General features: G+C 69.3%; 12 protein-coding genes, 1 rRNA gene and 1 riboswitch. Of the genes, 1 reads left to right on the forward strand and 12 read right to left on the reverse strand.

The window, feature by feature from the left end; translation table 11 throughout:
• Positions 1-2: 2 nt before the first annotated feature.
• Positions 3-2,888, reverse strand: a complete 2,886-nt coding sequence (gene gcvP, locus ACIHEJ_RS07465) for an aminomethyl-transferring glycine dehydrogenase (RefSeq protein WP_400132813.1) — start codon at positions 2,886-2,888, stop codon at positions 3-5.
• Between the two features lie 168 nt (positions 2,889-3,056).
• Positions 3,057-3,151, reverse strand: a riboswitch (glycine riboswitch).
• A gap of 119 nt (positions 3,152-3,270) precedes the next feature.
• On the opposite strand from gcvP, the gene ACIHEJ_RS07470 reads away from it, so the two are divergent.
• Positions 3,271-3,642 (forward strand): PRC-barrel domain-containing protein, encoded by a 372-nt coding sequence (locus tag ACIHEJ_RS07470; RefSeq protein ID WP_400132815.1) that lies wholly within the window; start codon positions 3,271-3,273, stop codon positions 3,640-3,642.
• Here the strand turns inward: ACIHEJ_RS07470 and ACIHEJ_RS07475 are convergent.
• The 11 genes from ACIHEJ_RS07475 to rrf all read right to left on the reverse strand — a co-directional run.
• A complete protein-coding gene (locus ACIHEJ_RS07475) occupies positions 3,564-5,006 on the reverse strand; it encodes a DNA polymerase IV (RefSeq protein WP_400132817.1) in 1,443 nt (480 codons plus the stop codon). The genes ACIHEJ_RS07470 and ACIHEJ_RS07475 overlap by 79 nt on opposite strands.
• Positions 5,007-5,073: 67 nt before the next feature.
• Positions 5,074-5,718 carry a MerR family transcriptional regulator gene (locus tag ACIHEJ_RS07480; protein WP_400132819.1) on the reverse strand — a complete coding sequence of 215 codons (645 nt, stop codon included), beginning with the start codon at positions 5,716-5,718 and terminating at the stop codon, positions 5,074-5,076.
• A 291-nt stretch (positions 5,719-6,009) separates the two neighbouring features.
• Positions 6,010-6,483 (reverse strand): bifunctional nuclease family protein, encoded by a 474-nt coding sequence (locus ACIHEJ_RS07485; RefSeq protein ID WP_026253112.1) that lies wholly within the window; start codon positions 6,481-6,483, stop codon positions 6,010-6,012.
• Positions 6,484-6,568: 85 nt separating this feature from the next.
• Positions 6,569-7,306 (reverse strand): MerR family transcriptional regulator, encoded by a 738-nt coding sequence (locus ACIHEJ_RS07490; protein WP_400132821.1) that lies wholly within the window; start codon positions 7,304-7,306, stop codon positions 6,569-6,571.
• Between the two features lie 44 nt (positions 7,307-7,350).
• Complete coding sequence (locus ACIHEJ_RS07495; protein ID WP_400132823.1) at positions 7,351-8,187, reverse strand: FHA domain-containing protein; 837 nt, start codon at positions 8,185-8,187, stop codon at positions 7,351-7,353.
• A 190-nt stretch (positions 8,188-8,377) separates the two neighbouring features.
• The gene (locus ACIHEJ_RS07500) at positions 8,378-9,214 is read right to left on the reverse strand and encodes a DUF881 domain-containing protein (RefSeq protein WP_400132825.1); all 837 of its coding nucleotides are present in this window, start codon (positions 9,212-9,214) and stop codon (positions 8,378-8,380) included.
• Positions 9,215-9,219: 5 nt separating this feature from the next.
• Entirely contained in the window at positions 9,220-9,552 is a 333-nt protein-coding gene (locus tag ACIHEJ_RS07505) for a small basic family protein (protein ID WP_031174261.1), read from the reverse strand.
• Positions 9,549-10,400: a DUF881 domain-containing protein gene (locus tag ACIHEJ_RS07510; RefSeq protein WP_400132827.1), complete on the reverse strand. Its 852-nt coding sequence runs from the start codon at positions 10,398-10,400 to the stop codon at positions 9,549-9,551. The genes ACIHEJ_RS07505 and ACIHEJ_RS07510 overlap by 4 nt, the downstream gene beginning before the upstream one ends.
• A 189-nt stretch (positions 10,401-10,589) precedes the next feature.
• On the reverse strand, positions 10,590-13,085 hold the full coding sequence (locus ACIHEJ_RS07515; protein WP_400132829.1) for a sugar phosphate nucleotidyltransferase: 2,496 nt from the start codon (positions 13,083-13,085) through the stop codon (positions 10,590-10,592).
• Between the two features lie 114 nt (positions 13,086-13,199).
• Positions 13,200-13,808 (reverse strand): CDP-alcohol phosphatidyltransferase family protein, encoded by a 609-nt coding sequence (locus tag ACIHEJ_RS07520; RefSeq protein ID WP_400132830.1) that lies wholly within the window; start codon positions 13,806-13,808, stop codon positions 13,200-13,202.
• A 108-nt stretch (positions 13,809-13,916) separates the two neighbouring features.
• Positions 13,917-14,011 (reverse strand): 5S ribosomal RNA (gene rrf / locus ACIHEJ_RS07525); the annotation flags it as partial.

Raw genomic sequence — 14,011 nt, forward strand, 5'->3', positions numbered from 1 at the left:
GCTCAGTCCTCGTAGGCGTCCAGCGGCGGGCAGGAGCAGACCAGGTTGCGGTCGCCGAACGCCTGGTCGATGCGGCGGACCGGCGGCCAGTACTTGTCGGCGGCCGAGACACCGGCCGGGAAGACGGCCTCCTCGCGGCTGTAGGCGTGCGTCCACTCACCGCCGAGCGCGGCGGCGGTGTGCGGGGCGTTGCCCAACGGGTTGTCCTCCGCCGGCCACTCGCCCGAGCCGACCTTCTCGATCTCCGCGCGGATGGCGATCATCGCGTCGCAGAACCGGTCCAGCTCGGTGAGGTCCTCCGACTCGGTCGGCTCGATCATCAGCGTGCCGGCCACCGGGAAGGACATGGTCGGCGCGTGGAAGCCGTAGTCGATCAGCCGCTTGGCCACGTCGTCCACGCTCACGCCGGTCGACTTGGTCAGCGGACGCAGGTCGATGATGCACTCGTGCGCGACCAGGTTGCCGGGGCCGGTGTAGAGCACCGGGTAGTGCGGCTCCAGGCGCTTGGCGATGTAGTTCGCGGAGAGCACCGCGACCTGCGTGGCGCGCTTGAGGCCCTCGCCGCCCATCAGGCGGACGTACGCCCACGAGATGGGGAGGATGCCCGCGGATCCCCACGGCGCCGCCGAGATCGGGCCGACGCCCGTCTCCGGGCCCGCGGCCGGCTGCAGCGGGTGGTTCGGCAGGTACGGCGCCAGGTGCGAGCGCACCGCGACCGGGCCGACGCCGGGGCCGCCGCCGCCGTGCGGGATGCAGAAGGTCTTGTGCAGGTTCAGGTGCGAGACGTCACCGCCGAAGTGGCCGGGCTTGGCCAGGCCGACCAGGGCGTTGAGGTTGGCGCCGTCGACGTACACCTGGCCGCCGGCCTCGTGCACCCGGGCGCAGATGTCGGCGACGTGCTCCTCGAAGACGCCGTGCGTCGAGGGGTAGGTGATCATCAGTACGGCGAGCTCGTCGCGGTACTGCTCGATCTTCGCCCGCAGGTCCTCGACGTCGATCTCGCCGTCCTCGGCGGTCCTGACGACGACGACCTTCATGCCGGCCATCACGGCGCTGGCGGCGTTGGTGCCGTGCGCGGAGGACGGGATCAGGCAGACGGTGCGCTGCTCGTCACCGTTGGCGCGGTGGTAGCCGCGTACGGCGAGCAGACCGGCCAGCTCGCCCTGGGAACCGGCGTTCGGCTGGAGGGAGACCTTGTCGTAGCCGGTGACCTCGGCGAGACGTTCCTCCAGCTCACGGATGAGCGTGAGGTAGCCCTCGGCCTGCTCGGCCGGGGCGAAGGGGTGCAGCTGGCCGAACTCGGGCCAGGTGACCGGCTCCATCTCGGTGGTCGCGTTGAGCTTCATGGTGCAGGAGCCCAGCGGGATCATGCCGCGGTCGAGCGCGTAGTCGCGGTCGGACAGCTTGCGCAGGTAGCGCAGCATCGCGGTCTCGGAGCGGTGCTGCTCGAAGACCGGGTGGGTGAGGTAGGAGTCGGTGCGCAGCAGCGCCTCGGGCAGGGTGTCCTCGGCGGTCGCGTCCAGCGCCTCGATGTCGCCGGTGACGCCGAAGGCGGAGAAGACGGCGTCCAGCAGGGCGCGGTTGGTGGTCTCGTCGCAGGCGAGGGAGACGTGGTCGGCGTCGACCAGCCGCAGGTTGGCCCCGTTGTCCCGGGCGGCGGCGACGACCTCGGCGGCCTTGCCGGGCACGCGCGCCGTGAGGGTGTCGAAGAAGGCGCCGTGGACGATCTCGACGCCGCCGGCCCTGAGGCCCTCGGCGAGGATCGTCGCGTAACGGTGGGTGCGGCGGGCGATGGTCTTCAGCCCCTCGGCGCCGTGGTAGACCGCGTACATCCCGGCCATGACCGCGAGCAGCACCTGCGCGGTGCAGATGTTGCTCGTGGCCTTCTCGCGGCGGATGTGCTGCTCACGGGTCTGCAGGGCGAGCCGGTAGGCCTTGTTGCCGTCGGCGTCGACGGACACGCCGACGAGACGGCCGGGCAGGCTGCGCGCGAACTTCTCGTGGACGGCCATGTAGCCGGCGTGCGGACCGCCGAAGCCCATCGGCACGCCGAAGCGCTGGGTGGTGCCGACGGCGATGTCCGCGCCCAGTTCGCCCGGCGAGGTCAGCAGGGTCAGCGCCAGCAGGTCGGCGGCGACGGTGACCAGGGCGCCCAGCTCGTGCGCCTGGTCGATGACCGGCTTGATGTCCCGTACGGCACCGGAGGCGCCCGGGTACTGGATCAGCACGCCGTTGATCTCACGCCCGGCGACCTCGGCCGGGATGCCCTCGCCGAGGTCGGCGACGACGACCTCGACACCGGTCGGCTCGGCCCGCGTCTCGATGACCGCGATGGTCTGCGGCAGCGCGTCCGCGTCGACCAGGAACAGGCCCTTCTTGTTCTTGCCCATGCGCCGGGACAGCGCCATCGCCTCGGCCGCGGCCGTGCCCTCGTCGAGCAGGGAGGCTCCCGAGGTGGGCAGGCCGGTGAGCTCGGCGACCATGGTCTGGAAGTTCAGCAGGGCCTCGAGCCGCCCCTGGGAGATCTCCGGCTGGTACGGCGTGTAGGCCGTGTACCAGGCCGGGTTCTCCATGACGTTGCGCAGGATGACCGGCGGCGTGAACGTGCCGTAGTAGCCGAGGCCGATCATGGAGCCGAGGACCTGATTGCGGTCGGCGAGCGAACGCAGCTCGGCCAGTACCTCGGCCTCGGTGCGGGCGCCCGGCAGGTCGAGGGCGTCGGCGTTCTTGATCACATCCGGGACCGCGGCGGCGGTCAGCTCGTCGAGCGAGCCGTAGCCGACGTGCGCGAGCATCTTGGCCCGCGCCTCCTGGTCAGGCCCGATGTGGCGCTGCTCGAAGGGAATGCCCGCTTCGAGCTCCGAGAGCGGCATGCGGTGGGCGGTCATTGCGGAGGCCTCCTGGTCTGACGCGACCTTCGAGGGGCACCACGGCGCGGGTACCCCGACGGCCTCCCCCTCTGTCATCTCAACCTGAGAGCTTCACCGGGCATGCCCCGGCTTTCACCGTCGGTGAGAGCGGAAGCCGTCGACACCCGCCCTGCTTTCCAGAGTGACCTCGTCCGTGCGGTACGTGAGCCTGAGAGATTCCGGGGAGGATTTGCTCCTTCGGCGCCTCCGAGGTGGTCGGAGGACTCTCCCGCACGGGGTCAGCAGCCGCTGTCAGCGTACCAGCGAGGTCAACGCCGGGGCCCTCGAGTGGCCGCCTCCCTGAATGTGCTCTTTTGTAGTGCTTACGGATGAGTTGCGACCACGTGGAGGGAGAGGGACCGTGCAGACCGACATCGATCCGCGCAACCTGATCGGCCGCAAGGCGTTCGACCGCAATGGCACCAAGATCGGCACCATCGACGAGGTGTATCTGGACGACGCGACCGGCGTACCCGAGTGGGCCGCCATACGCACCGGCCTGTTCTCCCGCGACGCCTTCGTCCCCCTGGAGCCGAGCGAGCTGATCGACGGCGCCCTCCGGGTCCCCTTCGAGCGCGCCCTCATCAAGGACGCCCCCGACTTCGGCGTGGGCCGCCACCTCTCCCCCGAGCAGGAACTCCAGCTCTACCACCACTACGGCCTCGACGTGGCAGCACCCCCGTCGGTCCCCGACCACGACTTCGGCAAGCTGGCGGGGTCGGAGGAGACCTGAGCGCAGACATCTTCCGGCGTCCGGGGCGACACCAACGGCAACGGGTCCGCCGGCTCCAGCGCGGGATCCTCGACAGAGAACGTCCGCACCCTCCCCGGAGACGACTGGGGCGTCTCGAACCGCACGGTGACCCGCCCCAGCCCGCTTCCCTGCACCCACCCCGGCCCGTGCTCGGCGTGCCGCACGTCCTGCCCGGCACGCCAGTGCCGTCCGACGGGCTCCGGCTGCTCCGCCACGGCCTCGGCGACCGCGCCCTTCCCCGGCTCCTCCACCGCAGGCACCGGCTCGGCCTGCGCGGCCTGCGCGAACAGGTCCTCCTGCGTGTAGTCGGCGAGCCCGGAGACACCCACCCCGAGGAGCCGTATCCCGCCCGTGGTGTCCACGGAGTCCAGCAGCCGCGCCGCCGCCTCGCGGACGACCGCCGGGTCGTCCGTGGGCCCTCTGAGCGTCTCGGAGCGGGTCAGCGTCGAGAAGTCGTACCGCCTTACCTTCAGCACGATGGTCCGCCCGGACAGCCCGGCCCCGCGCAGCCGCCCCACGCACCGGTCGGCGAGCCGCTGCACCTCCAGACCGATCCGCAGCCTGTCGTGGATGTCCACGTCGTAGGTGTCCTCGACCGACACCGACTTCGCCTCGCGCTCGGCCACCACGGGCCGGTCGTCCCGGGCCAGCGCCATGGCGTACAGCGCCTGGCCGTGCGCCTTGCCGAGCAGCCGGACCAGTTCGTCCTGCCCCGCCTCGGCCAGCTCCTCGACCGTGGTGATCCCGGCTCTGCGCAGATGGTCGCCGGTGGCCGGTCCGACCCCCGGCAGGGTCCGCACCGGCATCGGCGCCAGCAGGGCGCGCTCGGTGCCCGGCTCGATGAGCACCAGACCGTCCGGCTTTGCCTCCTCGGAGGCGATCTTCGCGAGCATCTTGGAGGCAGCGAGGCCCACCGACCCCGTGAGCCCTGTGACCTGTCGGATGTCGGCGCGCAGCTTCACGCCGGTCAGCCGCGCCGACTCCTCGTCCCAGGCCGCTCCGCCGGCCTCCAGATCGACGAACGCCTCGTCCAGGCTCAGCGGCTCCACCAGCGGCGACAGCTCCCGCAGCAACGCCATCACCTGCTCGCTGATCGACCGGTACAGGGAGAAGCGCGGCACGAGGTACGCGGCGTTCGGCGCGAGCCGGCGTGCCTGTGCCATCGGCATCGCCGAGTGCACCCCGAAGACCCGTGCCTCGTACGACGCGGTGGCCACCACCCCGCGCGGCCCGAGCCCGCCCACGACGACCGCCTTCCCACGCAGGCTCGGCTTGGATGCCTGCTCCACCGAGGCGTAGAAGGCATCCATGTCGAGATGCAGGATCGTGGGCGCGTTTCTCACATCTCCGATGCTGCACCACGGCACTGACAATGCGGTGGCCTCGGCGGGCACCCCGGGAGTACGGCGGTCAGACCGCCTTGTTGCGGCGCCGCGCCAGCTCGTCCGCGGGGTTGTGGCCGACGAGGGTCTCGCCCGTGTCGACGCGCTCGCCGTGCAGCTGCGAGAGCGCGTTCTCCACGTCCCGCCACACCACGCCGACGGCGATCCCGAAGATGCCCTGACCACCCTGGAGCAGGGCGTGCACCTCGTCCGGCGAGGTGCACTCGTAGACGGTGGCGCCGTCGCTCATCAGGGTCATGCGCTCCAGGTCGCAAAAGCCGCGCTCCCTCAGGTGCTGGACCGCGGTCCGGATGTTCTGCAGCGAGACACCGGTGTCCAGGAAGCGCTTGACGATCTTCAGGACGACGACGTCCCGGAAGCTGTACAGACGCTGTGTGCCGGACCCGTAGGCGGGCCGCACACTGGGCTCGACCAGGCCGGTGCGGGCCCAGTAGTCGAGCTGTCGGTAGGTGATGCCGGCTGCCGCGCAGGCCGTGGGCCCGCGATAACCGATCTCCTCGGACACCATGGACGCCGCCCCTCCGCCGTTCGGCACCGCCGTCGGCCGCTGCGGGGCGTGATCGACCGCGCTGCTGTGAACCTGGTACGGACCGCTCTCCCCGAAACCGCTCACGGGAGCACCCCCAGCCGTACCGTCGCCGCTGGTTCTCACGCCGACCTCCGTCCTTGACCTGCCTTCTCGACGGTAGGCAGTCACCAGGGGTGCGTCAACGATCGCCACACTCGGCACGCCGAGTGATAATCACCCTAGGAGTGGTTTCTCGTGTCCCACCGCGGGGAAAGGCTAGCCGAATGCGCTCGGCGAGGGCTGGAGGACGCCCTCACTGGCCGCTGGCACATGCCGCGAAGGTGGCCGCGCGAAAGCCGCCGTACGGAAGCCTGAGCCGACCCTGAGGGCCGGCCACCGCTGCACCGGGCGCCGGCGCTCACCGGCTGCTGGTGCTCACTGGCTGCTGGTGCCGAAGTCCTCGGGCGAGATCTGGTCGAGGAACTCGCGGAACTTCTCGACCTCGTCCTCCTGCTCGTCCGGAATGGCGATGCCCGCGTCGTCCAGCACCGTGTCACTGCCGTAGATCGGCGTGCCGGTGCGCAGGGCCAGCGCTATGGCATCGGAGGGACGGGCACTGACCTCGACGCCGCTGGCGAAGACCAGCTCCGCGTAGAAGACGCCTTCCCGCAGGTCGGTGATGCGGACTTCGGTCAGCTCCTGGCCGACGGCCTCCAGCACGTCCTTGAACAGGTCGTGGGTCAGCGGCCTCGCAGGGGCCATGCCCTGCTGGGCGAAGGCGATCGCCGTCGCCTCCCCCGGCCCGATCCAGATGGGGAGGTAACGGTCGCCCCCCACTTCGCGCAGGAGCACGATCGGTTGGTTGGAGGGCATTTCGACCCGGACACCTACGACATCGAGCTCGTTCACACAGCAACCCTAGGCCGTGCCCGGGACGTTTGGGTAGTCGGGCCGGGAACAGGTGCCCGATCCGGCCGCAAGGGCACCGGCCGTTTCAGGGCAGGCGTACCCCGAGAGCGGTCTTCACCAGGGCCGCGTGCAGCTTGACCGTGAGCGCCGCCAGCTCCTTCGTACGGGCCTCGGCATGGGCCCTGGTCTGCGGATTGCGGTGCCGCTTGAGCGGGGCCACCACCTGCTCCACCAGCCCCGCCTCCCGGTCGGCGGCGGCCTTCATCACCCGAAGGTGGCGCGGCTCGATCCCGAACCGGCCCAGCTCGGCGACGAGCGCGACCACGGTGACGGCCTCGGCGTCATAGGCACCGTCCTCCAAAGGAGCGATGAGCCCGTAGGACTCCCACTCCTTCAGCTCGCCGTCGTCGATGTCCGCGGCGGCCATCAGTTCGGCCCTGCCGACCCTGGCGACCGTGGGACCCGGCGGAGCCTGCGGCCCGTCGTCCCCGGTGCGCTGACGCCCGACGAGGGGCAGCTGGACGGTCTCGCCCCGCTCCATGGCGTCCAGCTGCTCGCGGATCACCTTGAGCGGCAGATAGTGGTCCCGCTGCATTCTCAGGACATGCGCCAGTCGCGCGACATCGTCGGTGCTGAACTTGCGGTAGCCCGAAGGGGTCCGCTGCGGCTCGATGAGCCCTTCCGACTCCAGGAAGCGGATCTTGGAGATGGTGACTTCGGGGAACTCGTCACGCAGCGCGTTCAGCACCGTGCCGATGCTCATCAGCCCACTGTCCCTGGCGGCGGTACCGCTTCCGGCACCGCCGCTCGGTGTTTGAAGCATGGACCTTCCCTGGGGATCCCCCCGGACATCGGTCCGGGGCCGGGTCAGATGCCCTGCCGGCTCGCGTAGAACACCAGCCGGTACTTGCCGATCTGCACCTCGTCACCGTTCGACAGAGCGACCTGGTCGATCCGCTCGCGGTTGACGTACGTGCCGTTCAGACTGCCCACGTCGGCCACGGTGAACGAGCCGTCCGGGGAGCGGCGGAACTCCACGTGCCGACGCGACACCGTGACGTCGTCCAGGAAGATGTCGCTCTGCGGGTGGCGCCCGGCCGTGGTCAGGTCGCTGTCCAGGAGGAAGCGGCTGCCCGAGTTCGGCCCCCGGCGCACCACCAGCAACGCCGAGCCCAGCGGCAGCGCGTCCACCGCGGCCTGCGCCTCGGGAGAGAGCGCCGGCATCGCCGTCTGGCCGGTCACCTCCGCGTCGTAGGCCTCGATGCCGGAGATCGAGATCGTGGACGTCGTCTCCGAGGCACGCTCCGGCGCCACTCCGGGGCGCAGCGGCGCGCCACAGTTGGAGCAGAAGCGGGCGTTCTCCGCGTTGCGGTTACCGCACCTCGTACACACCAGGGCCGACATGGACGGATCCTCCTGCCGCGGCTGCCCCGTCGGGGCATTGGACGCGTACGGGCCGGAGGCAAACCCTCCACCCGTACCTGAGGTTGACGGTTGCCCGAAACCTATGCCGCCGGACTGGGCAGGGTCAACCGACGCCCCGCCCTGACCGCCCGAAATGTCACCGCCCGGACCAGCGACCTGGTCACGGAACAGCGGGCGCTGACCCTCCGCGTCAGGCTGTGCGCGATGACGGGCGGTCGCGTTGTCGCTGTCCCTGCCCTCTCGCGCGCTCTTGCCGAACAACTTCGCAAACAACTTCACGGGCGATTCCCCTTGACCGAAACAGACCCGCCCGTGGGGCAGGACGAACCCTGATTGCCTACACCGGCCGAGCCGGACACTCTCACAACGTCCGTAATCACCAGACAGTTTCCACCACGCACCACCCCTTCGGTGCGCCGACCCCCCGCAACCTCATGCCCCTGCCGGACGTACCCCATGCACCACCGGTTCACTGGGAGGACGACCGAGCGTAGTCAGGCCGCTTCGCCTGTCGCAAGGCGTCCACGACGATCTTGTCCGACCGCTCCACGGTCACGGTCGCCTGCTCCTTCTCCAGGGTCTGCACCACGCCTCCGGGAATGTTCAGCGCCGGCTCGAGGTCCTGCGGCTTGCCGATGACCTTGAAACGATAGGGCGCGTTGATCTTGTTCCCGTCGACGCTCACACTCTTGCCGGAGTCCGTGAAGTAGGTGTTCGCCACCACCCGCACCCCGTTGACCTGGATCGCCTCCGCGCCGGCCGCGCGCAACTCCTGGATCGCGTCGAGCAGCATGTCCGCCTGGACCGTCCCCTTCGTGTCCTCGATCGTCATCGTGATGCCGGGACCCTGAGCCGCCACGGTGCCCGCCAGGATGCCGAGTTGCTTCTCCTTCTCGGCAGTCTGCTTGCGCGCCTCCGCGGCCTGGTCGGAGCTGCTCTGCAGCTCCTGACGCTGCTTTTCGAGTCCCTGCTTCTCGTCCTCAAGACGCTGAGTACGCGAATCCAGTTCATCGAGGATGCGAACAAGATCTTCCTGACGTGCGCCGCGCAACGCGCTGTCGGTGTCGCTGTTCGACGCCACCTGCACGGCCAGCCCGAAACCGAGGCCGAACAACAGTACGGCGACGATGAGTTGGGCTCGGGTGAAACGCGGCGGCCACAGCCCCTTCACCAGCCGCTGCCGACCGGTCAGCGGTGTCTCGGACCGCTCCTCGGACTCCTGCTCGGCCGGCGGGGCGGGGGCGGGGACCTCTTCGGGCAGTTCCTTGCGCAACCTGTTCTCCGGCCGCTCTTCCTGATCGCTCATGAGTGTCACGCCCGGAACACGTGCCGCCGGATCGCCGCGGCGTTGGAGAAGATCCGGATCCCGAGGACCACCACGACACCCGTGGAGAGCTGCGCACCCACGCCCAACTTGTCGCCCAGGAACACGATCAGGGCGGCGACGACCACGTTCGACAGGAACGACACCACGAAGACCTTGTCGTCGAAGATGCCGTCGAGCATGGCCCGCACGCCGCCGAAGACGGCGTCCAGCGCCGCGACGACGGCGATCGGAAGGTAAGGCTCGACGACCGCCGGAACCTCGGGCCGGACCAACAGGCCGGCCACGACTCCTACGACGAGGCCCAGTACGGCGATCACGATGTGCCCTTCTCAGTCTTCTGTGCGGACGGCTGTGCTGTGCGTACGATCACACTGGGTGCGGCGGGCAGCCTGACGTCGCCCTCCGTGGAGATGGTGGCGCGGATACCGTAGTTCTGCTCCAGGGCGTGCAGGTACAGACCGTCGGCGCTGTTCTGGAACCTGGTGCTCAACCGTTCCCCGTCCCCCACCGCCAGCACCGTGTACGGCGGCACCAGCGGCCTGTTGTCGACCAGTATCGCGTCCCCCGCGGCCCTGATCGCGGACAGGGCGGTCAACCGCTGCCCATTGACGGAGACGGCCTCGGCCCCCGACGCCCACAGCCCGTTGACCACGCGCTGCATGTCACGGTCGCGCACCCGGCCGGTGTCGGAGAAGCCCGAGGTCTCCCGCGGGTTCGTACCGTCGCCGCCGGTGCTGGCTGCCTTGGCGTCGTTCACGATCAGCTTGACGCCTGGCCCGTGCACCGCCGTGGCGCCCGCCAGGACGCCCACCAGGTCGGCCTCGGCGCTGCCACCGCTCGACCTCAGCGCCGCCCGCTGACGCGCGCTGACGTCGTCGCGCAGCTCATCGACGGCGCTCTCCAGTTTGTCGGCGTCGGCGGTCTCCTTGTCGATGCGGCCGACGAGCTCCTGGCGCTCCTTGGCCACCACGGGCGCCGCCACCCGTGCCTGTGCCGCGCCGACCGTCACGACCAGCGCGGCGAGGACGAGACCGGCCGCCAGACCCAGCTTGGCCCGGAGGGTCTTCGGCAGGCCACCGCCCTCACCCTGGGCCTTCCTGCGGGCGGCAGCCTCGGCGTATCCGTCGTCGAGGCTGTGGTCCATGACGTTGGTGATCAACGACATGGAGGCATCCGGACGCTGCGGCCGCCGGGGGCTGCTCCGAACGGGGGGTTGCTGCGGCATGCCGCACATCGTCGCATGTCGCGAGCCGTTACTCCGAACGGCCCCACCGGCGTGCCGGACAGGCCCCCTTGGGGACACTTGTCCGGCACGCACGCGTGCAGCGGCTTTTGCCGTCCTGTGGTGTCGGTGTCACCTGCCGGCGCTGTCCACGACGCCCGACCACTCGTCCAGCAGGGCCTGCGCGGACGCGTCGTCGGGGCCCTCGGCCCACAGGTGCGTGACCGCCTCGGCCGGGTCGGGCAGCACCATCACCCAGCGCCCGTCGGGCTCCACGACCCGCACACCGTCGGTCGTGTCGACGGAGCGGTCACCGGCCGCCTCGACGACCCGCCGCATCACCAGGCCCTTGACCGCCCACGGCGTCGCCAGGTCCCGCTTGAGCACGTGCGCCCGCGGGATCCGCGCGTCGATCTGGCTCAGCGTGAGCTGCGTCCGCGCCACCAGCCCGATCAGCCGTACGAAGGCCGCCGTGCCGTCGTAGACACCGCTGAACTCGGGGACGATGAAGCCGCCCTTGCCGTCACCGCCGAAGATGGTGCCCTCCTCCCGGCCCACGCGCGTCAGGTCGTCCGGCGAGGTGGTGGTCCACTCGACCTGAGTGCCGTGGTAGGCGGCCACCTGCTCGGCGATCCGGGTCGTGGTCACCGGCAGCGCCACCCGCCCGCTGCGCCGCTCCGCGGCCACCAGGTCCAGCATCACCAGCAGCGCCCGGTCGTCCTCGATGATCCGGCCCTTCTCGTCCACGAGCGAGAGCCGCTCACCGACGGGGTCGAACCGGACACCGAACGCGGCACCCGAGGACGCCACTATCTCGCCGAGCCGCACCAGCCCCTTGCGCCGCATCTCGGCGGTCTCCGTGGGCCGAGACTCGTCGAGACCGGGATTGATGGTCAGCGAGTCCACCCCGAGCTTGCCGAGCAGGCTGGGCAGGACGAGACCGGCGCTGCCGTTGGAAGCGTCCACGACGACCTTGAGACCGGATTCCGCGATCCCGGTCGTGTCGACGTTCCGCAGCAGCGAACCGGTGTACGAGTCGAAGACGCTCGCCGGGAAGTACAGGTCACCGATCTCCCCCGGGAACGCGCGCCGGTACTCCTGCCGCGCGAACACCCGGTCCAGCTTCCGCTGGCTGCCCTGCGAGAGATCGGCTCCCTGACCGTCGAAGAACATGATGTCGACCGAGTCCGGCACGCCGGGCGAGGTACGGATCATGATGCCGCCGGCACTGCCGCGCGCGGTCTGCTGCCGTGCCACGGGCAGGGGCACGTTCTCCAGGTCGCGAACGTCGATGGCGCTGGCCTGGAGCGCGGAGATGACCGCTCGTTTGAGTGCACGGGCACCTCGGGAGTGGTCGCGGGCCGTGGTGACCGTGGAACCCTTCTTCAGGGTCGTCGCGTAGGCACCGGCGAGCCGCACCGCCAGCTCAGGCGTGATTTCCACGTTCAGGATGCCGGTCACGCCCCGCGCACCGAACAGATGCGCCTGTCCCCGGGACTCCCAGATGACCGACGTGTTGACGAAGGCGCCGGCCTCGATGGTCTTGAACGGGTAGACGCGGACGTTGCCCTGCACGATCGATTCTTCACCGATCAGGCACTCGTCGCCGATGACCGCCCCGTCCTCGATCCGGGCGGCGCGCATGATGTCCGTGTTCTTGCCGACGACACAGCCGCGCAGATTGCTGTGCTGCCCGACGTACACGTTGTCGTGCACGACGGCCTTGTGCAGGAAGGCCCCGCTCTTGACGACGACGTTCGAGCCGACGACCGTGTGCTCGCGGATCTCCGCGCCGGCCTCGACCTTCGCGTAGTCGCCGATGTACAGCGGACCACGCAGTACGGCGTCGGGATGCACCTCGGCACCTTCCGCCACCCACACGCCCGGGGAGATCTCGAAGCCGTCGATGTCGACGTTGACCTTGGCTTCGAGCACGTCCGCCTGGGCCTTCACATAGCTCTCGTGCGTGCCGACGTCCTCCCAGTAGCCCTCGGCGACATAGCCGTAGATCGGCTTGCCTTCCTTCATCAGCTGCGGGAAGACGTCGCCGGACCAGTCGACCGGAACATCGGGCTCGACGTAGTTGAAGACCTCGGGCTCCATGACGTAGATGCCCGTGTTGACCGTGTCGGAGAAGACCTGACCCCAGGTCGGCTTCTCCAGGAAGCGCTCGACCTTGCCTTCCTCGTCGACGATCGTGATGCCGAACTCCAGCGGATTGGGCACCCGGGTCAGACAGACCGTGACCAGCGCGCCCTTCTCCTTGTGGAAATTGATCAGATCCGTGAGATCGAAGTCGGTCAGGGCGTCACCGGAGATGACGAGGAAGGCATCGTCCTTCAGCGCTTCTTCGGCGTTCTTGACGCTTCCGGCGGTACCGAGTGGCTTCTCCTCATTGGCATACGTGAGCTCCATTCCGAGCTCTTCCCCGTCACCGAAGTAGTTCTTCACGAGCGATGCCAGGAACTGCACCGTGACAACGGTCTCGGTGAGCCCGTGCCTTTTGAGCAGCCGTAGCACATGCTCCATGATCGGGCGGTTCGCCACGGGCAGGAGCGGCTTGGGCATGCTCGAGGTCATGGGGCGCAGGCGAGTGCCTTCGCCCCCGGCCATCACGACGGCCTTCATGTCGGAAGCGTCCTCCTCCAAGAGACGACGGTCTAGCCGACTTCACCCGTCCAGATTGTCCCGCACTTTTCCACCGCGGGCCATCGAGGCGATACGTCGGGACAATCGCCGAGCTCAGTCGGCCGTGGCGTCCGCACGCACCAAACGGCGGACCTGCACCACGTAAAGCACTCCTGCCCACCAATAGAGGGTTGTACCCCACCCGGCGAACGCCCATCCGAAAACAGCGGCGAGTGACGCGATCCAGCTCGTGCCGTCGCTGAGGAGCAGGAGCGGGAAGGCGTACATGAGGTTGAAGGTGGCCGCCTTCCCGAGGAAGTTCACCTGGGGCGGCGGATAGCCGTGCCGGCGGAGGATGCCCACCATCACCAGCAGCATCAGCTCCCGGGCGAGTAGGAGGGCGGTCAGCCAGATCGGAAGGATCTCACGCCAGGTGAGACCCACCAGCGTCGAAAGGACATAGAGCCGGTCGGCAGCGGGGTCGAGAAGCCGGCCGAGGCTGCTGATCTGATTCCAGCGCCGGGCCAGCTTGCCGTCGAGATAGTCGCTGATCCCGCTGAAGGCCAACACCAGGAGGGCCCAGCCGTCGCTCTTGGGGCCCCCGAACTCCGGCCTGAGGATCAGCCACAGGAAGAGCGGTACGCCGACGAGCCGCGCCATGCTGAGGATGTTGGGGATGGTGAGGACCCGGTCCGTCTGGACACGGGTCTCCTGGACCTCCACCCGGGGGCCTCCTGTGGGAAACGAGCCAACGATGCTCCCCGACCCTACCTCAACGCAAAAAAGCTCCGGCTCTCGGGCGTATGCCCGAGAGCCGGAGCTGTAAAAGGAGTTCGGCGGCGTCCTACTCTCCCACAGGGTCCCCCCTGCAGTACCATCGGCGCTGTGAGGCTTAGCTTCCGGGTTCGGAATGTAACCGGGCGTTT

Source organism: Streptomyces sp. NPDC052301 (assembly GCF_044593395.1).
Taxonomy (GTDB): domain Bacteria; phylum Actinomycetota; class Actinomycetes; order Streptomycetales; family Streptomycetaceae; genus Streptomyces.